Source organism: Paenibacillus tundrae (assembly GCF_036884255.1).
Classification (GTDB): Bacteria; Bacillota; Bacilli; order Paenibacillales; family Paenibacillaceae; genus Paenibacillus.
Genome location: NZ_CP145605.1, coordinates 2,678,340 through 2,699,068 on the forward strand (window position 1 = coordinate 2,678,340; position 20,729 = coordinate 2,699,068).

Here is a 20,729-nt window from a genome sequence, read left to right on the forward strand (position 1 = left end):
ATGATGAATGAGTTTACAACGTAAATGTTCATCTCTGGTGCATTAACTATGGATGGGTTCGGTGTCTTTGACGACATGAATGGTGTACCAGGATTTGAGGGCAGTCAAGGCGGTTTCTTTTCAGGATTTGGCTCATTCGAGATGCTGAGCGCATGGATACCAATCATGTTTGGCGTGGTGTTTGTGGGAATTGCGGGAATTATTGCTTATGTGATCATTTCTAACTTACGCACCTGGTCAGCCAACAATGCTGCTGCATTGCTCACATTACATTCCACAATCGTGGCGAAACGGACGCAGGTAAGAGGAGGAGGGAACAGCAGAGCTTCAACGTATTATTACGTGACCTTTGAACTGGATAACGCGGAACGTATTGAACTGATGGTTGGAGGCAGTGATTATGGAGCCTTGGTCGAAAGAGATCAGGGAATGCTTACCTATCAGGGAACTAGATTTAAGCATTTTGAACGAGATCTACAACAGCAGTCTGGGATCAGTACTGGACGTTTCTATACGTAATATGAGAATGGTGGCTCCTTCTAGGCGAAAGGAGTCTTTTTGTATTCAGGAAAAAGAAAGAAACACAGGGTATTCAAACGCTTACAACAATGATATACTCGTAAAATAAAGCCAAACAGTATAAAACAAAAATAAACAAACAACAAAACACATGCCAAAGTACAGAAAAATGAAGTCAGCGATTGACAGAGAAACGACAGATAAAGAAATGCCTCATTATACAATGATATAGAAAGGTGGGTATATAGCCGTGAGTGTACTAGCGTATGATCTTGGCGCAAGCAGTGGCAGGGCGCTGCTTGGGCATCTGAATGATCAAGGCATCGAAACGCTCGAAATCCATCGATTCAAGAATGAACCGGTGAAGGTCGGAGAGCGAATGCATTGGGATATCCTACGGTTACATCATGAGTTGTTGGCAGGACTAAATCTAGTGAAGCAGTCGGGAGAGCAGCCGGAGAGCTTGGCTATCGATTCTTGGGCTGTGGATTATGGGTTGCTAGGTAGTAATGGCGAACTGTTAGGTAATCCGTATCATTACCGTGATGCACAGTTTAACGGCATGATGGAGCAGGTGCGTGAAGAGTTAACATCAGAGGCAATATTCGAACGTACGGGAATTCAATTTCTTAGTTTTAATACGATATATCAGTTAGCTACACTTCGTCGCCATCAATCGCCGTTGCTTAATGAAGCAGAACGCTTTCTGATGATTCCAGATATCCTTCGTTACTTTTTGACAGGGGAAGCTGTGAATGAATTTACGAACGCTACGACGACTCAGCTATATAACCCTACAAAGGCTCAATGGGATCATGAGCTGTTAGCCCATATTGGCATATCCGATAAGTTATTCGGTGAGGTCGTGATGCCAGGAACGCATATAGGTCAGGTTCGAGACAGCATTTGCGGTGATCTGGGGATCTCCGCCATTCCGGTGATTGCGGTTGCAGAGCATGATACAGGTTCAGCTGTTGTAGCGGTACCTGCTACGGATCGTTCATTTGCTTATCTTAGTTGTGGAACGTGGTCATTAATGGGCACTGAGATTGATCAACCGGCCATCAGCGCAGAGAGCTTGGCGTTGAACTTCACGAATGAAGGCGGGGCTGGAGGGACGTTCCGCTTGCTCAAGAACATTATGGGTCTTTGGATATTACAGGAGTGCATGCGTGAGTGGGAGCGTCAAGGACAAGCAATTAGTTATGCTGAATTGTTAGCGAAGGCAGAACGTTCGACGCCATTTGCGAGTCTTTTTGACCCAGATGATGATCTGTTCCTTGCTGCTGGCGATATGACCACTCGCATACAAAAATATTGCCAGGATACGGGGCAGACGCAACCTCAAGATCAAGGTGCAATTGCTCGTGCGATTTTGGAGAGTCTTGCACTGAAGTATCGAAGAGTGTTGGGGTGGACTGAACAGCTCTCCAAACAATCTTTTAACGGATTGCATATGGTGGGTGGCGGTATTCAGAATCGTTTATTATGTCAGTGGACAGCGAATTCAATTGGCAAACCGGTATGGGCCGGCCCCGCAGAGGGCAGTGCAATCGGAAATATGGCGGTGCAGTGGATGGCAAGTGGTGCTTTTAAAGATATTTGGGAAGCTCGTAGAGCCATCCGTGATTCATTCCCGATTACAACGTATGAACCACAAGACAGGACAACTTGGGAAGAAGCGTACGGCAGATTCATACGCATCACAGATGCATTCCGGGCTCAAGCTGAGAGCGAGGTGTAACATGCTAGCAGCAGAGCGGTATGACCGGATTGTGGAGTTGGTTAATGCAACCGGCAGTATGCGTGTATCCGAACTGAGTGAACATTGCCGTGTGACGGAAGAAACCATTCGTCGAGATCTGGATCGCTTAGAACAAGCCGGACGGTTGAAACGTTCTCATGGTGGGGCGGTTAGCATCAAGGAGGATCAACCAGAGATTCCATATCGGGTAAGAGAAACGACGCATGCGGAAGAAAAGAAACGGATTGCTTTGGCAGCGGTGTCCATGATTCGCCCCGGTGATCGCATTCTGCTAGATGCAAGTACAACGGCAGGTTACATGGCCGCCAATATGCCAGATATCCCGCTTACGGTATTAACAAACTCGATTCAAGTAGCGACAGAGCTGAGTAGCAAGGATCGAATCGAAGTGATCTCCACAGGAGGACAGTTGGCTGGACGTTCGTTGTCTTTTGTAGGGCCACTTGCGGAGCGTTCCTTGGAGACATACCACGTTGATAAATTATTCTTGTCTTGCAAAGGCGTTCATCTGGAGAGCGGAGGTATTAGCGAGTCCAATGAGCTTCAGGCTAGATTGAAGCAGAAGATGGTTGCTATATCGGATCAAGTTATTCTGCTCGCAGACACAAGCAAATTCGGTGTCCGTGCCTTTGCTCGTGTAACTGAGCTTAGCACTGTTCACGCAATTATCACGGATCAGCCGTTAGCCGACGACCTTATGGATCGGATGAGTGGATATAACATAGAATTAACGATTGTTTAAGAGATGGAGGGCGTAATCATGAAAGTCTCCTTGTTTATTACCTGTCTAAGTGATGCCATCTATCCTCGTGTTGGAGAAGCGATGGTTAGATTACTTGCCGCTCATGGCGTTCGATTGCATTTCCCACCTGTCCAGACGTGTTGTGGTCAGCCTTCTTATAATAGTGGCTATTGGGATGAGACACGGGTCGCAGCCAAAACGATTTTGGAAGCGTTTGATGACAGTGATTTTGTTGTGTGTCCTTCAGGCTCATGTACGTATATGATTCATCATTATCCTGAACTATTTGCCGATGAACCAGAATGGCTGGAGAAGGCCAAAAGACTGGAAGCGAAGGCGTATGAATTCACACAATTCCTTGTCCAAGTGTTAGGGATTACCGATGTCGGAGCACATTTCCCACATAAGGTAACCTATCATCCATCCTGTCATGGTAGCCGTCTACTCGGGGTAAAAGATGAACCGATGGCGCTGTTATCTGCGGTAAAAGGTTTGGAGTTTGTTCCGCTTCCGTTCAGTGAAGATTGCTGCGGGTTCGGGGGTACATTTGCCATCAAAATGTCTGATATTTCCGGGGCGATGGTGACAGAGAAGGTGGATCATATCAAAGAAACAGATGCTGAAGTATTAGTTGGACTTGATATGGCATGTCTAATGAATATCGCAGGCAATCTGCGATACCGCAACGAACCGGTGCGTGTGATGCATTTGGCCGAATTGTTGTATGAGGGGGTGCAGACCGGATGAGCCAGCCAGGTGTAATGGATGTTACGGTAAAGGAACGTGCTGAACTAGCATTGAACGATGATTTTTTACGTAAAGCCGTAAGGTTCACGACCGAACGTTTACGTAATGGGAAGAAGTCAGCATCCGAGGAGCATGGTAACTGGGATGAATGGCGCGAGCGCGGACGTCAGATTCGTCTGCATACAATCGCTCATTTGGATTATTATCTGAATGAGTTCGTAAACAATGCACGAGCAAACGGGGTTCATATTCATTTTGCAGAATCCTCCGCACAGGCTGCTGCAATTGCCCTTGATATTGCTGCTCATAATGATGCTGCGTCTGTTGTGAAGTCAAAGTCCATGGTCTCAGAAGAAGTTCATTTGAATCATGCCTTGGAATCGGCAGGAATCGAGGCGATTGAGACGGATCTAGGTGAGTACATCATCCAGTTGGCTGGTGAAGCCCCATCTCATATCGTTATTCCCGCCATTCATAAGAATCGATACCAGATTGCTGAACTCTTGTCCAAAGAAGCAGGCGAAATTCTAGAGCCGGACACGACCGTGCTTGCTGGCTTTGTTCGCAAAAAGCTGCGTGAGAAGTTCCTTGAAGCTGAGATTGGCATGACAGGCTGTAATTTTGCCATCGCAGAAACTGGATCCATGGTGCTATTCGAAAATGAAGGTAATGCTCGGATGGTATCCACGGTACCCAAAACACAAATTACACTGATGGGCATGGAACGGATTATTCCTTCGTGGACAGACCTAGAAGTGATGGCTACGCTATTGCCACGTTCGGCAACAGGTCAGAAGCTTACGATGTATATGTCTGGTATAACCGGTCCTCGTCGTAGTGAAGATGGGGATGGCCCAGATGAAATGCACATTATTATTGTAGACAACGGTCGTTCCCTCCAACTCGGTGACCCAGAATTTCAAGAATTGCTGAACTGTATTCGCTGCGGTGCTTGTCTTAATGCTTGCCCGGTCTACCGTCATATCGGCGGTCACGCCTATGGGGGAACATATAGTGGGCCAATCGGTGCTGTGCTGACACCTGCATTGAATGGCAACATTGATGAATGGAATGATATTGCAAGTGCTTCGAGTTTGTGCGGAGCATGCTATGAGGCGTGCCCAGTCAAAATTCCACTCCATGATATGCTTGTGTATTTGCGTAGACGCAAGGTGGAGGAAGGTCATGGCAACAAGCTTGAAAGTGCAGGCATGAAAGGGTTCGCCGCGGTTGTATCCAATTCCAAACGATTCAGCGCGGCCATACGTCTCGGACAGTTAGGTCAGAAGGCGGTTGTACGTAACAACGGTATCTCACTGAAGCTCGGCCCGCTAAAAGGATGGAATAGTTACCGGGTTGCACCGAGTCTAGCGAAACGTTCCTTCCGGCAACAATGGAACAAGCTGGATCAAGAAATGAATCTGGAGCCGAAGAAGATGGATGCATCCGTCCAGAATCGCATGGAGCAGATCCTGCGTGAACGTACGGAAGGAGGCGGCAAGCATGAGTAGCGAACACCAGCAGTGGTTGAATCAATTAGAGAAGAAGTCTCGTGAGCAGCAAGAGCATTTCATGAATGACATTGCTTCCAAATTGAGAAGACCCAGACAGAGACATGCTCCAACGCAGCCATTCCGTGGTGCGCCTTCATTCTGGAATGAGCTGGAGTGGGACGAGGAGAAGCGGATCCAGGCGTTTACTGAAAACTTTGTGAGTGTGGGAGCGCATATTGCACGCGTTCAGAATTTAGAGGAAGCCTCACAGTTTATTTCTACAAAAGCAAATGAGCTTGGTGCCAAATATCTCATTAGACAAAATGAGCAAGCGATGACCGATTTGGGACTCGAACAAGCCCTCCCCGATGTGCAAATATCTGTCTGGAACACGAAACCGGATGAGAACTGGCGAGCACGTGCGGCGGAAGCGGATATTGGCGTTGTTATGGCAGATTATGCGACAGCTTATACTGGCTCAGTGACCGTGCTATCTTCACCTGAAAAAGGAAGATCGGTTAGTCTGCTTCCTACGGTTCTAATCATTATTATTCCGGTGGAACGCTTGTATACAAGACTAGGTGAAACGCTGAATCGATTCGATTCCGTTGGACGAGAAAATCTTCCCGCGGGTATTCATTTTATTTCTGGCCCGAGCCGTTCCTCGGATATTGAAAATGATCTGACCATCGGTGTACATGGAACAGGTATTGTCTATGGACTTATTATGGGCTAACTGCTATTGACCCCAGTATATCGAGCTTTATAAAGTTATTTCGGAACTGCCCGGAAGCGGCTCATCGTCGGCTAAGGGCAGTTTTTGTTTTCCTATAGAGGTTGTTCAAAAAGTCCGCTTTGAATTGCGAAGTATGCCTGACAACATCTTAGTCCCCTATATGGAATTTATCCGTTATCTTCTATATAAATTGAACTTAACATTTACACGAGAACGGAGAGGACAGAAATTATCTGAAGAAGCGGAGCGTTCGCCTTTATCCCCGGATTTCCCTTTAGGAAAGAAGAATCAAAAAATCTGGGGATAACAGCGATCGGAAGATTGTTCTGTCATTGGAGTGGCAAGTGTAAATATTCTTTAGTTCAACTTATATAGGTACTGAAAACCGTCCTTCCTGAACACGCACCTATAGTCCTATGACTTTGAGACTGTTGAAGATTAGGACTGGAAATGTTAGGGTAAAAGAGAGAAGGAAAGGGCATTTATCGAATCGGTTCATAAATACCCTGAGTGACGACTCATTTTTTTTACTCTAAAATGACCGTTATACCAATTTGGTCAGTCGGTCTAAATGTTGTTTTTCGGTAATTTGGATTAAATGTGAATATTTGCAGAGAATGAAGTTATGTGGCTATACCTAATGTATGAATCGTGAGTTAGGTTTGTCTAAGGAAGTCATTATTTCTTGTAGTACTCATTACTTGGAAAGAGGAGTGAGCATGATGTCATCAATTTCAGTACCACAACCCAAAACCTTTGGTCCACTGGGGAATCTGCCACAATTAAATTTTGATGAGCCGGTACAATCTTTAGTCAAAATAGCCGAGGAGTACGGCCCAATCTTCCGTATGGATTATCCCGGACGAAGCGAGCTATACATTTCAGGCCATAAGCTCGTAGCCGAGGTAACGGATGAATCCAAATTTGATAAAAGAGTGTGGGCACCACTGGCGAAGGTGCGTGCTTTTGCAGGAGATGGCTTATTCACGAGCTGGACGGAGGAGCCAAATTGGAAAAAGGCTCATAATGTGTTGCTTCCAAGCTTCAGCCAACGTGCCATGCAAGGGTATCACAACAAAATGATCGATCTAGCGGTGCAGTTAGTTCAGAAATGGTCACGTCTGAATCCGGATGAGACGGTAAATGTTCCTGATGATATGACACGCTTGACGCTGGATACGATTGGATTGTGCGGTTTCAACTATCGGTTTAATAGCTTCTACCGGGAAGAGCCTCATCCGTTCATTACAAGTATGGTGCGTGCGCTGGATGAATCCATGAGTTCACTCCAGCGTCTACGTCTACAAGACAAATTAATGATTACGAAGAAAAAGCAGTTCGAGCAGGACATACGCTCCATGTTCTCACTGGTGGATCATATCATTGCCGAGCGCAAAGAACAGCCACAAGAAGGAGCAGACGATCTGTTGTCTCATATGCTCAGCGGCAAAGATCCCGAGACTGGGGAGACACTGGACGATGAAAATATTCGGTACCAGATCATTACGTTCTTGATTGCTGGTCATGAGACAACTAGTGGTTTGTTATCCTTTGCAATCTACTATTTGATGAAGAATCCGGATAAGCTGGCCAAGGCTCAAGCGGAAGCCGATCAAATATTGAAAGATCCAGTTCCCACGTACAATCAGGTTCGTAATCTGAAGTATGTACGTATGGTATTGAACGAAGCACTGCGACTGTGGCCAACGGCTCCAGCGTTCTCCTTGTATGCGAAGGAAGATACCGTTCTAGATGGGCAATATCCGCTACAAAAAGGAGATAGTGTGAGTGTTCTAATTCCGAAGCTTCATCGGGATGTGGAAGCGTGGGGAGAAGACGTCGAGGAGTTCCGACCAGAACGTTTCGAAGATCCAAGCAAGGTACCACATGATGCCTACAAACCATTTGGTAATGGTCAACGTGCGTGTATCGGCCAGCAGTTTGCGCTGCAAGAGGCAACGTTAGTGCTGGGCATGGTCTTGAAACATTTTGAACTGATCGATCATGCGGACTATCAATTGAAAGTAAAAGAGACGCTGACACTTAAGCCGGATAACTTCACGATTCGTGTTCGTGCCCGCGGAGGACAACCAGTGATGGCTGTGCCAGGCGTGGTTATGGAGGAAACGACGACTCAAGCGAAGAAAAAAGAGCCAGATGCTGTTAATACTCATCACACACCTATGCTTGTGCTGTATGGCTCTAATCTGGGTACTGCTGAAGGCATTGCACGCGAGATTGCAGATAATGCTAGATATCAGGGCTTCCGAAGTGAGGTTGCTGCGCTGGATGATCGAGTAGGCAAGCTGCCTAAGGAAGGCGTCGTTGTCATCATTAGTGCATCCTATAACGGACAGCCGCCGAGCAATGCCAAAGCCTTCATTGATTGGATTGAGCATGCTGATGTAGGTGAATTTCAAGGTGTGAAGTTCACTGTGCTTGGTTGCGGAGACCATAACTGGGCGAGCACATATCAACGGATCCCTCGTTTAATCGACGAACAACTATCTTCGAAAGGTGCAGAGCGTTTATCCCCACTTGGCGAAAGTGATGCGAGCGGTGATTTCGAGAAACAGGTTGGTGATTGGTCTGAACAGTTGTGGCCTGATCTTGCCCGCACGATGGATCTTAAATTGAACACAAGCTCAAATAGCGAACGTAGCTCGTTATCTGTGCAGTTCGTCAGCGGTCTCGCTGTTACGCCACTTGCCGAAACGTATGATGCTCATGTTGCTCAGGTGTTAGAGAATCGGGAGCTCCATGATGCAGGAAGCGAGCGGAGTACACGCCATTTGGAGATTAAACTGCCAGAAGGAATCACTTATCAAGAAGGCGATCATCTCGGTATTCTGCCACAGAATCCGCCAGAGCTCGTAGAACGTGTACTTCGGCGATACGGATTCACAGGCACAGAGCATCTGGTTCTGGATGCATCAGGTCGGAGTGCAGCACATCTTCCATTGCATCAGCCAGTTAACTTGTATGATCTATTGAGCCACAGTGTTGAGCTTCAGGAAGCAGCAACGCGAGCACAATTGCGAGAGTTAGCTGCATATACGGTGTGTCCTCCTCATAAGAAGGAGCTTGAGGCACTATTGGATGAGCTCGTATACATGAAAGAAGTACGGAATAAACGGATTTCAATGCTGGATTATTTGTTAAAATATGAAGCTTGTGAATTACCTTTTGAACGATTCTTGGAACTATTACCGTCCTTGAAAGCCAGATATTATTCCATATCCAGTTCACCACGTGTGCAGCCTGAACAAGCAAGTATTACGGTTAGTGTGGTACGTGCGCCAGCGTGGAGTGGACAAGGAGAATACAAAGGCATTGCTTCGAACTATCTTGCAAACCTTCAACCAGGTGAAGAGGTTGTGATGTTCGTTAGAACACCTGAGTCAGGATTCAGATTGCCAGAGCGTGCGGAGGTTCCTGTGATCATGGTTGGGCCAGGTACAGGAGTTGCGCCATTCCGCGGCTTCCTTCAAGCACGTCATGTTATGAAGCAGCAAGGGCAACAAGTCGGTGAGGGTCATCTGTACTTTGGATGTCGAAATCCAGCGCATGATTATTTGTACAAGAATGAACTTGAAGAGGCTGAACAGGAACAATTGGTTAAGCTGCATACAGCCTTTTCCCGCGTGGATGGGCAAGAGAAATGTTACGTGCAGCATTTAATGCGGGATGATGCCCATCAGTTAATTCCTCTGTTGGAACAAGGTGGACACTTGTACATTTGTGGTGATGGTAGTAAAATGGCTCCGGATGTAGAAGAGACGCTGAAGAAGGCATATGCTGAGGTGGGTGGTCATACAGCAGCAGAAGCTGATGCATGGCTCGATCGCTTACAGCAAGAGGGGCGCTATGCGAAGGACGTATGGACAGGAATTTAAGGCATCTGCACTATAATTAGATTTAAATTGTAGTCGTGCAGGTTCGTATGACTTATGTACAGGCGGTGGGTCAGAGAATACTCTGTTCCTCACCGCTTTTCTTTATGACATATGAACGAAACGCACAAACCTCAGAAGTGGGTCGATATTCTAGGTTTGGATAGCAAACCGCTCTTGTGTTTATCGTTTGAGTTTCAGCCAGCAGTAATTATTTTTTTCTGTGTGTTGTTGACCGATAAATGGACTCTACTTGGCTCAGGGGAAACAGAATGCGGGAAGGAAATTTTCCTTTGCCCTGTAGTTCTAGATAATCTCGGCCTATACCTACTAGTCGGATATTGTTGAATTCATTTCCTGACGGAAAAACCGTACGAATTCCTACACGAACACCTCGACAAGTTGGAGGAATATCAAATACACGAATGGAATAAAGACTAAGTGGAACGAATAACTGCCGATTGACTTTAATAAAATGTCGTGTGTACACACGGGAGATGCGACCTGGCTCTAGACCAGACAGGGGAGTATTAAGCTCCGCGAGCTTTCCTTGAAGTTCAGACAATCGTTGCTGAAGGCTTTTACCCGTATGAAGCGGTTTCCTGTTCATAAGTAGTCCTCCGTTCTCCATTTATACCTAATATATGAATGGATGGGGGCAAGGGGTGAGTAACGGTTAGCCCATGTTCATTAACAACCTAATTGGATAACAGACATAAGGAGTGATTAGAAATGATCGTGGAAATGTACAAAGATCTGATTCGAGATGAACGTGGAAATTATTATATTGCTGTGCAGATTGAACAGAATGTACTTACACTTGTGAATGCCTTTGTGGAGGCATCCTTCACACCCGAACTGATCTACAATGAAGAATTCCGTACAAAGTATAAGGAACTTGACGGTGGTTTTGTTGGAAAAATTGCAATGGACCTCCTTCGACATGATGTCGTGATGGGCATGAAGGAGATCGATCGTAAATTGCTGAATCTCGCGGAGGTTGAAGAGCAGTATACGGTGAACTTTATCGATACCATTGAATTTTATCGTCATCCGGCATGGGAACGTAAAGCATAAGGCATAAAACTTTCTTCCCTGTTTACAATGCAGTAGAGATAGAGCAAACCAAACAATTATTTTAAGGAGTATCTTGTCTGAGACGCTGGAGCTCTCCAATAATGATTGTTGTTTGCTCACTAAGATATCTCAGTTCCTGCAAGGAACACTCCGTATAATTCAGTGGTAACAGTTGTAAGAACAATTTGAACAAGGAATGCTGCTCCAGGTACAGCTTTTTATCCGTGCCGTCAATTAAATTAATCGTTACGCCATAAGTAGAGAAGATGTTTTTGATATTGTTTTCGAGAATGTAGAGGTTTGTATCGTTAGTGGAATCATGACTATGAATGTAATGATCAAGCTCTTGATGATAAGCAGTCATGGTTAGGATGATGTTATGATATGAAAGGTTTGCAGATCCTTCGATATGGTTTCGAAGCTCATGATAATCATAGACGTAGCTTGCCAGGATAATCAGGCTTAGTGCAGACAATAACACGATCATATATTTTGAAGATCTTATCTTATGCATGTTAATTCCCTTATATATGTATTCTCGTAGATGGATAGAGTTATTGATCATAACATAAGAAGCTTATCGGAGATAATGGATAAAAGAGGAAGAGCCTAAACGTGCCTGTAGTCAGGTTCGTTTAGGCTTTTGTTGTCATTTATACGGAGCTATGTCGCAGCTCATTTTCTGGCCGCAAACGAATGTTTAGTTCCTCGTCTCTTGGGCATATGAGCTTGCCATCAACGAGATCTAGCCTAGCAGCTTGAATCGAAGAACGACGAGCCGGCTCACTAGCATGGGCGACACCTTCAACACGGTCAGGATGAGTAAAATAGAAAATATAGGCTTCGTTATCCTGAACAACCACATCAGCATGCAGACCGATTACACCATCATCCATTCGAACTCCGGGTTGATCCAGAATCCGATTGTTCCACTCCCACTGCTCTAGATCATCCGAGCGATAAACGGCTTGTCCCCGCCACTCGTCCACAATCATCCAATACGAATCGCGGAATCGAAATACATTAGGGCCTTCATGAGCCGAACCTGTTATTACAGGGCCAATGACATCCCAGTGATAGAGATCAGAGCTGTCAGCTGCATAGGTATGAGCACCGTTGGCTTCGTCTTTGTACCACATGCGAAAGCGTCCATCAGGAAGTGGGTAGATGCAAGCGTCAATGACACGATCAGAGCTAAGCTTCAATGTGCCATGGAATGTCCAGGTCAACAGATCAGGACTAGTGTAATGCAAAAGGTGACGAGAATGCCCTGGCCAATCATGAGGTACGCCTTGGATGTAGCTGACATACATATGATATATTCCATCATGCCAAAAAATCTCTGGTGCCCAGAACGTATTATGTCCCCACTCATGCTCTAGCCCGGTTAAGGTACCTCGATATGTCCAAGACTGTCCTCCATCCAATGAGGAAGCTACGCCTAGATCTGTACCGTGAACCCAAGCGAACTTGGGGCCGCCTGCCGTAGCTCTGCGATTGGTGTAGATCATCCACCACGCTTGTTCTACATGATTCCATACCACAACGGGGTCGGCAGCACCGTCATAAATGGGATCTCGAAATAAAGGTGCACTCATCATTACGCCTCCTATCGAATAAAAGCAGAATAATTTCAATCAACTAAGACATGTCTTCAATCTATCCTATTAGAAAATAAATGGAATTACAATATCAATACTCCAATTGTAAAGAATTAATACTTATATTAATTCGAAGTTATGATGAAATTACATATTATGTACTAGTCCTTCTGGATTTCTTTTAGTAAAACATCGTGTACGATGGAAAGGAAAAATATGCTAATATTTATTTTAGTTAGGAAATGAGCAGATGTTTATCTATCATTACGATGCCATAGGAGAGATGAGAATGATTCAGACGAGATTGAATGAATTAGGTATTGTATTGCCACAAGCAAGTGCACCCGCAGCTAAGTATGCAAACGCAGTCATTGTGAATGGAATCATGTACGTATCAGGCAAAGGGCCAAACACGGAAGAACGCGGCAAGCTGGGAGCAGATTTTACAACAGAGCAAGGATATGATTTTGCTCGAAATGCAGGCATTGAGGTTTTGGCTGTCGTTCAGGACGTGCTCGGCTCACTTGATCGCGTCAAACGTGTCATTAAAGTGCAAGGTTTTATTAACGCGACTGCTTCTTATCAGGAACATCACAAAGTGCTGAATGGCTTTTCGGATCTCATGATGGATGTATTTGAAGAACGTGGGGTTCATGCTCGTTCTGTATTTGGAGCCGTGTCTGTCAGAGATAACTTGCCGTTAATTATTGATTCTATTTTTGAGGTTGAGCAATAAAGGTTAACGAAAGCGACGAATCATATTCTTAGCTGAAGCCTGTAGTCTTACATTTTAATGTAAACGGTTCATAACATGGTTAGTTGGGGAGAGACGCTCATGAGGCTACTAGGTCAAGGTAACACCGCTGATGTATATGAATATTCACCTACTCAGATTATGAAGCTGTACAAAATGGATTATCCATTGGATGCGGTTCAAAGAGAGTTTCGAATTACAAAGTTAGTTCGTGAAAAGGGAGTAAACGTACCTCAAGTTGAGTCGTTTGTGGAAAGTAAGGGACGTAACGGCATCGTATTCGAGCGAATTGAGGGTAGTACAATGTTGTTACTTATGATCCAGCAGGCTCAATTAATTGAGGAGCTGTCAGCGCGTTTGGCACGTTGTCATTATGATCTACATTCTCTAGCTGATCATGAGGGAACGCTCCCAGTACACAAGGAGATATTGATAGGTTCGGTTCACCGTGCTCCACTCCTATCAGATCAAGATAAAGAACGAATTATTATGTATATAGCGAGCCTACCTGAGCGCCAGCATATTTGTCATGGGGACTTTCACCATGATAATGTCATGTATAGTGAAGCCAAAGATCAACTTTGGCTGATTGACTGGATGACAGGTATGTCAGGCGATCCAGCGGGTGATGTCGCTCCGAGTTGGGTAATATTAATGAGCGGTTCATTACCTGAAGATGTCGATCCCAAGATGAAGTTAGGTTTCGAGGCATCTCGCAATACATTGGTAGATCGATATATCCAACATTATCTACAAATCTCCGGCTTACGTTGGGAGGAAATAGACGCGTGGATCTTACCTGTTGCAGCTGCTCGACTGGATGAGCATTTATCGGAACGAGAGGCTGAGCGAGTGCTTACTTTTATACACGATCGTCTGATTCTGTTAGACTGATTCATTGACATTACATAACGAGGTGAAAGTTGTATGCTGCAATCATTAGAAGCCATTCAATTATTCAGATCAGAACACATCATAGAGGCAGAACAGCAACCCTGGCTGAAACTGCTTGTGGAAGCAGAGCAAGTGAACATTAATCTTGAACGTATTCATTCGATAGCGGAGCTTGAAGAAACGAATCTCGTTTTGGATTATGTGGAACGCACACTTGAGGTGCTGGATCGACTTGAAGTGTCGTTTTGGGTGCGTGAAATTGTGGAGGAAGTGCTGGCTTGGTCAGAAATTGCCAAAGCGGGATCGATGAACCAACGCCGTGCATGGCAGAGAGCAGGTATCAATCTATTCGTGCATAACATCGGTTCTGCACAATTGTACGATCTATACCACAGCAAGGGTCACAACACCAATCATCACACCACACGATATAAGATTATTCGAACGTTAATTGCAACCCACGGACTCGTGGGTCAGTATATCCGTGGGGAAATTCCTTTTGCAGAGAACGCACCGCTGCATGCGTTTATTACAAAAGGGTGGCTGTCCGAGAATGAGCTTCATACCATACTCATGACATTAAACGAATGCATTATTGCTGGCGTTAGTTCTGAATTGTGGCAACAGGTGGGTAGCGAAGTGCAAGAAATTATAGGCTGGATCGTGACGGAGCCAGATCATCCGGATTGGGTAATGAAGGAACGGTTGTCTCGTTTGAGAAGTGCTTCAATCCGCAAAGGTGAGGATGTTTATTCCGCTTATCAAGCAATACAAGCTGAGTGGGATATAGAACAGGCACTGTCGCCATTAGAACATCGAACCTTGTGGTATGTAGAGTCCTCGTTGCAGGACTTTTCATTGCAGGAGATGATTAAGGTTCTGTTGCTGACCATACATCGAGTCCCGACCCAATCACTAGTGCCTAATGGTACGGCGGCTACCAATGAACGTCCTGCTTCGCTAGTTCAACACATTAGCTTTGAACCCTTGATGAATAGCATGTATTACGACTACAAAGGGCTTAAGAAACTAAATGTGTATAAGAAAAGAATGATTGAAAAGTATCTGGAACAGTGGTCATGGGCGCAGATTGAATCAGATCAAGAGATCATATATCCTCATTTGACGCATCGGGTAGAGCATAACCCTGAATTACCGGATACCGTATTTGTAAATTTTGAATTTTCGCCGGCTGCAGAGAAGTTAATTGCCTTCTGTATTGAAGCAGAGAAGTCACCCTTGTATGACAAGGCTGTGCTGCTGTTATTTGATCTGTTTGGATTACGGCGTGATGCTTATGATCGATTTCATAATGAAGAGACGTATCTTGCAGATATGAATAGCTCGGGTGACTACAAAAAAGTTCTGCTCGATTATATGGTAGGCAAACGGGTGTTAGATATCGGCCCAGGTGGTGGAGTGTTACTGGACTTGATTGAACAGGAGAAGCCTGAGCTGGAGCCGATCGGAATTGATATCTCAACAAATGTAATAGAAGCGTTAGAGCGTAAGAAGCAGTTGGAAGGTCATCGTTGGCAGGTCATGAAAGGGGACGCACTTCAGTTGCATCAATACGTCCAGCCTGGAACCGTGGATACTGTGATTTTCTCATCCATTCTCCATGAATTGTATTCTTATATTGAACAGAATGGTCGAAAATTCAATCAGGATACGGTGATTGCTGCTCTTCAAAGCTCGTTTAACGTGTTATCTCCCGGTGGGCGCATCCTCATCCGTGACGGCATCATGTCCGAACCTGTTGATCAGATGCGTCGCATTCGGTTTCTTGAACCTGACGGGATACATTGGTTGGAACGATACACGCAGGACTTCCAAGGACGGAAGATAACGTATGAAGCATTGTCTGAGGATGAGGTGCTGCTTCCGATCAATGATGCGATGGAGTTTCTGTACACATACACTTGGGGTGAGGAAGCCTATGTGCACGAGATTCAGGAGCAATTTGGCGTATTTACGCCATCTGCTTATGAGCAATGTATTCGTGAAGCGTTGGGCGACGAAGCACAGATCATTACATTGCAGCATTTCTTGCAACAGGGATACACAGAAGCACTTAGCGGACGAATTGAATTCATGGATGAACAAGGGCGTGAGACTTCACTGCCAGATAGCACCTGCCTAATCGTGATCGAGAAGAGAAGGGATTGACACATGCATGAGCAACGAGGTCTTGACGACGTTGTATTTTGTAAGACACGCAGAATCAGAGTATGTGGAAGGGCTAGAGCGTGAACGTGGATTAACAGAACAAGGGAAGCATGATGCCGAGACGGTCTCATGCTTACTTCTTGATGAGAGTATTAATCTATTTTATTCAAGTCCATATAAGCGTGCGCTGGATACCGTGCAAGGGCTGGCAGACCAAGTCGGAGCTGAGATCGTAACCAATGAAGATTTGCGTGAGCGTGCACTATCCAGTTCCAATGTGCGACATACCAACTTTCAATCAGCTAAGCGTAAGCTGTACGAAGATCGCTCATTCGCCTTTCCAGGTGGTGAATCCAGCATTCAAGCTCAGCAGCGTGCAGTTCAAGCTATATCCGACATCTTGGAACGGCATTCTGGGCAAAAGATTGTGATCGGCACACATGGGGATGTCATGACCCTGATCTTCAATTATTATGACGAATCCTATGATTATGGCTTCTGGGGGAGTACCTCGATGCCAGATATTTATAAGCTGGAGTTCAATGAAAATCATAAGCTCATGCACGTAAGCCGGTTATGGGAGCCTAATACTTAGAAGTAGAGAGGAGACAGGAATGAAAACTACATTTTTTAATCATACATACACCATCGAAGATCTACACGTTTCGCCTTTACAGGGACAAACCTATTGCATATTTGATCTCGAAGGCACAGGCATTCTATCCGATCGAGAAAGTGTGACGCAATTTGGAGCGATGTTATTTAACAATCGTGACCAACTACATGAGACATTCTCGACACTATCACGAGCAGAAAAACCGATTCCGCAACCCGTTGCGCAATTAACGGGCATTACCAATGAGGATATGATAACGGCTCCCTCATTTATAGAAGCCTTTCATGCCTTTACCGATTTCATCGGAGATCGTGTGCTTGTGACACAAGCGGGATATGAATATGATTTGCCGATTTTAAGACGCCATTGTGAGCTGTATGGACTGCCGATGTTTAACAATGATGTACTGGATACCAAAGCTATGTTTACATACATCCATCCTGAGATAACAGAAGTGATCTCCACGGATTTTCTGATTCAATACTATAGCTTGGATACGGAAGGCATTAAGAGACATGATGCACTCGCAGATTGCACCATTATCGCACTCATATTCGAACGTATTTTAGAAGAATACCAGGCGCTTGGTCTGAACCATTTTACAGCCGATCCTGCTCGCTCAATGAAACGGTTCGTGATACCAGAGATGTATCTGAATGATAACTAGGGGACGAACTGAAGTGATGAACCAACTGACGATGAGAAGTGCGGGATGGATCTTTTTTGTGTCCTATGTCATGGGCATTTTGTTCACGGCGTGGATTAGTTCGAAAGGCAGTCCACATCACGATAATCTAATGTTATTTCTCGCATATGTAGCAGTTGGTCAAATCGTACTCAACGTGATACCAGCTGTGATCTGGTGTCGATACCGAAAAATATCTCTTCGAACTGCATTTAGGCTACATAAAGTTTCTTTGCGGAATATCATCCTGTCTTTGTTGATATTTGCTCTAAGTCAGATTATCTTGCTGTTTTTCCACCAGATTACCGAGGTTGTCTCTCAATGGTTAGGGGTTTCATATGCAACATCGCATTATCCGATTGCGGACTCTCTGTTTTCCTTAGGTATTCTCTTATTAAGCATCGGGATCATTCCTCCGATCTGTGAAGAGTTGTTGTTTCGGGGCGTTTTGCTGAGCGGTTATGGCAAACGGGGGTTGTGGTTCGCAGCAATGGTTAGTTCTTTTCTGTTCGCTTTGTTCCACGACAACCCCTACCGATTAATTGAACTATTCGGAGCGGCTCTCGTTTCAGCTATCATCGTCATTCGCTCAGGCTCCATCATCCCAGGCATTATTGTTCATATGATCACGAACTCCACGTATGTAATTAGCTCATACATCCAGGGAGGAGATATGCTGGAGGGGATTACTACTTCTGAAGGACCGAGCCTATCCATCCTGCTGTTGACGGGTTTTGCCTCATTCATTACTTTCATGATCTGTAGATGGTTGTATGCACGGTTTGATCGTCCTGAGACGGAAGTAAGAGCGAAGAGGATTGCTTCTGCCGGAATCCGTTCGTTGGCTTGGATTATACCGATCCTGCTATCTATAGTCGTGTTTGTTATCAAGTTTTGGATAGGACAATCTGCTTGATAAGAGTGATTTGATTAAATTGAATAAAGGCTATCAGAACCTACCTGATAGCCTAAATAACCTTATGTCTGTTTACTAAACTTTTCAGACTCAAATATCTTTATTCGGTAAGTCCTCCAAGTTAGTCCTCATTACAAGCGTAACGCAACAGCATGTCCACCAATTGCTCCGTCATCTGCTCATTCGGTGGAGAAAGTTCGGTTGAACGCCTTGTGACCATCTTCTGAAGTGCACCCATCATCACCGTGAATATAAACTGAGCAAGCTGAAGTAGAGAAGAGGCATGCTTAATGCTGCCGTCAGCGACCCCTGCGTTAAGCACATCTAACAAAAAGTGATTTTCTTTACCCATCTGATTGAATCGATCATACGTTTCTCTCAATTCAGGAGTGAAATCATACACCTCATAGTTGATGTCAAATAGTTGAATGAATCGGATATGATCCGGATGGTTCCGCGCAAAGCTGATCCAGGCATGAAGCATGGCTTCGAGCTGTTCACGACCATTTAACTCTGTACTGCCTGAGAGACTAACATGATCCGTTAAATTCACAACCAATTGCATTTGAATAGTGAGAAGCAGCTCATCGAGCGACTGAAAGTGCTTATAAAAGGTTACGCGGCTTAGCTCTGCCTTGGAGCAAACGTCCTTGATCTTCACCTGAAGCAGTCCGTGCTTCAAAAAGAGCTCTTTGCCTGCTGCGATCAGGTCATCACGATGTTTATTTCTAATCTGTTGATGCCAGTTTTCATTCACTAGTAGTTTGTAATCCTTTCTTGGACCGACGTGCATTGAGCGTTAGCGATAGTGCAGCAAGAAGCATAATTGCACCAAAAATATACGGGAAGTTCAAGTTTTTGTCAAACAATAGTCCTGCAACAAGTGGCCCAAATACAGTACCCAAACTGGAATACGTCGTATTTAAACCCGAAGCGTATCCTTGTCGATCCCCAGCGTTTTTGGAAATGAGTGTACTGACTGACGGTCGTAAAAATGCATTAAAAGCAAAAAATAACGCAGAGGCGAACAATAGATACACTAAGTTAACCTTAATTAACATAAGTAGTAGTGCAATCGGTGCCATGATTAGAGAGAGCCGAATAAGCTTAATTTCGCCGATTCTTCGCACTGACCAATCAAGCAGCCAGATCTGAACGACGATACCGATGATGGCTCCCATCGTAATAATAATGGAAATGGTTGCAGCGTCGAAGCCATATTTTTGCTCTGCAAAAAGAGAGAATACGGTCTCATAACTCATCAGACCAAAGGTCATCACGAGAAGCAGAAGCAAATATTTGAAGTAAGGGACTTGAAATGAGCTCCAGATGTGCTTGCCCAGATGATTACCTTTCTTCTTCGTCTGAGGAAGGGTTCTTTTTTCCGGAGGTAACGTCTCTGGCAGAAGTAGAGTAAGCATACCTGCGACAAGCCCTAGACCAGCCGCGAAGAAATAAGGCATACGAATGCCCATCTCAGCGATGAAGCCGCCAAGACCAGGTCCGAGTACCATACCCAGATTCATGGCTGCGCCGAAATAGCCCATACCCTTGGCGCGTGTCTCTGGGGTCGTAATATCGGCGACATATGCGAGGTTGGCAGGAACCATCAAACCTAAGCTGATTCCACCGATAAAACGTGCGATGTATAGGAGCGGCAACGACGTGGATAGGGCAAATATGATATCCGAAACAACGGAGAGAAACATGCCGGCCATGATTAATTTTTTGCGACCAAAGCGATCAGCCCATTGTCCACCAAGCGGTGAAAATAAAAATTGAGCGGCCCCAAAGGCAGCTACCAAAAATCCAGCGACTGTACCTCCCGCATGAAATAACTTCAAATACTCTGGCAGTATGGGAATGAGCATACCCTGACCTAATAAAGCAATAAACAGATTTAACATCAGAATCAAAAGCGGGAAACGAACAGATTTTGGCAATGTACCCATGAACGTATATTTCTCCTTTGTTTACACGGTGTTAACCTTTACGATATGTAAACCATAATAATGCAATATAATTGATTTTGTAAATCATTTTTTTGGGGGAAGGGTGAGTCTTATTGATCAATCACAACAACCTGAAGAGTACCGAGATCCAATGAATTATGACCTTGAGT

At 45.0% G+C, this 20,729-nt stretch carries 19 protein-coding genes; 14 read left to right on the forward strand and 5 right to left on the reverse strand.

All coding sequences use genetic code 11. The features are described from left to right. Positions 1-24 precede the first annotated feature (24 nt). From V6W81_RS12265 to V6W81_RS12295, 7 genes are all read left to right on the forward strand, one after another. Positions 25-519 (forward strand): DUF2500 domain-containing protein, encoded by a 495-nt coding sequence (locus tag V6W81_RS12265; RefSeq protein ID WP_338543436.1) that lies wholly within the window; start codon positions 25-27, stop codon positions 517-519. Between the two features lie 250 nt (positions 520-769). After that, a complete protein-coding gene (locus tag V6W81_RS12270; RefSeq protein WP_338543437.1) occupies positions 770-2,263 on the forward strand; it encodes a rhamnulokinase in 1,494 nt (497 codons plus the stop codon). Between the two features lies 1 nt (position 2,264). Further along, the gene (locus V6W81_RS12275) at positions 2,265-3,026 is read left to right on the forward strand and encodes a DeoR/GlpR family DNA-binding transcription regulator (RefSeq protein WP_145048322.1); all 762 of its coding nucleotides are present in this window, start codon (positions 2,265-2,267) and stop codon (positions 3,024-3,026) included. An 18-nt stretch (positions 3,027-3,044) separates the two neighbouring features. After that, positions 3,045-3,773, forward strand: a complete 729-nt coding sequence (locus tag V6W81_RS12280) for a (Fe-S)-binding protein (protein ID WP_056701033.1) — start codon at positions 3,045-3,047, stop codon at positions 3,771-3,773. Continuing rightward, entirely contained in the window at positions 3,770-5,284 is a 1,515-nt protein-coding gene (locus tag V6W81_RS12285) for a LutB/LldF family L-lactate oxidation iron-sulfur protein (protein WP_338543440.1), read from the forward strand. The genes V6W81_RS12280 and V6W81_RS12285 overlap by 4 nt, the downstream gene beginning before the upstream one ends. Further along, a complete protein-coding gene (locus tag V6W81_RS12290) occupies positions 5,277-6,002 on the forward strand; it encodes a LutC/YkgG family protein (protein WP_338543441.1) in 726 nt (241 codons plus the stop codon). Before V6W81_RS12285 ends, V6W81_RS12290 begins: the two co-directional genes overlap by 8 nt. 719 nt (positions 6,003-6,721) lie before the next feature. Beyond that, complete coding sequence (locus tag V6W81_RS12295; RefSeq protein WP_338543442.1) at positions 6,722-9,898, forward strand: bifunctional cytochrome P450/NADPH--P450 reductase; 3,177 nt, start codon at positions 6,722-6,724, stop codon at positions 9,896-9,898. Positions 9,899-10,106: 208 nt separating this feature from the next. Here V6W81_RS12295 and V6W81_RS12300 read toward each other — a convergent pair whose 3' ends face one another. Then, a complete protein-coding gene (locus V6W81_RS12300; protein WP_338543443.1) occupies positions 10,107-10,505 on the reverse strand; it encodes a hypothetical protein in 399 nt (132 codons plus the stop codon). Positions 10,506-10,627: 122 nt separating this feature from the next. Between V6W81_RS12300 and V6W81_RS12305 the strand changes: the two genes are divergently transcribed. Next, positions 10,628-10,972 carry a hypothetical protein gene (locus V6W81_RS12305; RefSeq protein WP_145048334.1) on the forward strand — a complete coding sequence of 115 codons (345 nt, stop codon included), beginning with the start codon at positions 10,628-10,630 and terminating at the stop codon, positions 10,970-10,972. Between the two features lie 61 nt (positions 10,973-11,033). Here V6W81_RS12305 and V6W81_RS12310 read toward each other — a convergent pair whose 3' ends face one another. Both V6W81_RS12310 and V6W81_RS12315 read right to left on the reverse strand, forming a co-directional pair. Then, positions 11,034-11,486 (reverse strand): hypothetical protein, encoded by a 453-nt coding sequence (locus tag V6W81_RS12310; protein WP_338543445.1) that lies wholly within the window; start codon positions 11,484-11,486, stop codon positions 11,034-11,036. A 139-nt stretch (positions 11,487-11,625) separates the two neighbouring features. Continuing rightward, positions 11,626-12,570 carry a glycosyl hydrolase gene (locus tag V6W81_RS12315; RefSeq protein WP_338543447.1) on the reverse strand — a complete coding sequence of 315 codons (945 nt, stop codon included), beginning with the start codon at positions 12,568-12,570 and terminating at the stop codon, positions 11,626-11,628. 292 nt (positions 12,571-12,862) lie between these two features. Here V6W81_RS12315 and V6W81_RS12320 point away from each other — a divergent pair, with 292 nt between their 5' ends. The 6 genes from V6W81_RS12320 (at position 12,863) to V6W81_RS12345 (ending at position 18,607) form a co-directional block, all read left to right on the forward strand. Further along, the gene (locus V6W81_RS12320) at positions 12,863-13,309 is read left to right on the forward strand and encodes a RidA family protein (RefSeq protein WP_338543448.1); all 447 of its coding nucleotides are present in this window, start codon (positions 12,863-12,865) and stop codon (positions 13,307-13,309) included. Between the two features lie 99 nt (positions 13,310-13,408). After that, on the forward strand, positions 13,409-14,221 hold the full coding sequence (locus V6W81_RS12325; RefSeq protein ID WP_338543450.1) for a phosphotransferase family protein: 813 nt from the start codon (positions 13,409-13,411) through the stop codon (positions 14,219-14,221). 33 nt (positions 14,222-14,254) lie between these two features. After that, positions 14,255-16,390, forward strand: a complete 2,136-nt coding sequence (locus V6W81_RS12330) for a class I SAM-dependent methyltransferase (protein WP_338543451.1) — start codon at positions 14,255-14,257, stop codon at positions 16,388-16,390. A 7-nt stretch (positions 16,391-16,397) separates the two neighbouring features. Next, on the forward strand, positions 16,398-16,985 hold the full coding sequence (locus V6W81_RS12335) for a histidine phosphatase family protein (RefSeq protein ID WP_338543452.1): 588 nt from the start codon (positions 16,398-16,400) through the stop codon (positions 16,983-16,985). Between the two features lie 19 nt (positions 16,986-17,004). After that, positions 17,005-17,673, forward strand: coding sequence for a 3'-5' exonuclease (locus V6W81_RS12340; protein ID WP_338543454.1), 669 nt, complete (start codon positions 17,005-17,007; stop codon positions 17,671-17,673). A gap of 16 nt (positions 17,674-17,689) precedes the next feature. Then, positions 17,690-18,607, forward strand: coding sequence for a type II CAAX endopeptidase family protein (locus V6W81_RS12345; RefSeq protein ID WP_338543989.1), 918 nt, complete (start codon positions 17,690-17,692; stop codon positions 18,605-18,607). 121 nt (positions 18,608-18,728) lie between these two features. On the opposite strand, the gene V6W81_RS12350 is transcribed toward V6W81_RS12345, so the two are convergent. Beyond that, positions 18,729-19,364 (reverse strand): TetR/AcrR family transcriptional regulator, encoded by a 636-nt coding sequence (locus tag V6W81_RS12350; RefSeq protein WP_338543455.1) that lies wholly within the window; start codon positions 19,362-19,364, stop codon positions 18,729-18,731. Continuing rightward, positions 19,357-20,559: an MFS transporter gene (locus tag V6W81_RS12355; RefSeq protein ID WP_338543456.1), complete on the reverse strand. Its 1,203-nt coding sequence runs from the start codon at positions 20,557-20,559 to the stop codon at positions 19,357-19,359. Before V6W81_RS12355 ends, V6W81_RS12350 begins: the two co-directional genes overlap by 8 nt. Between the last annotated feature and the right edge of the window lie 170 nt (positions 20,560-20,729).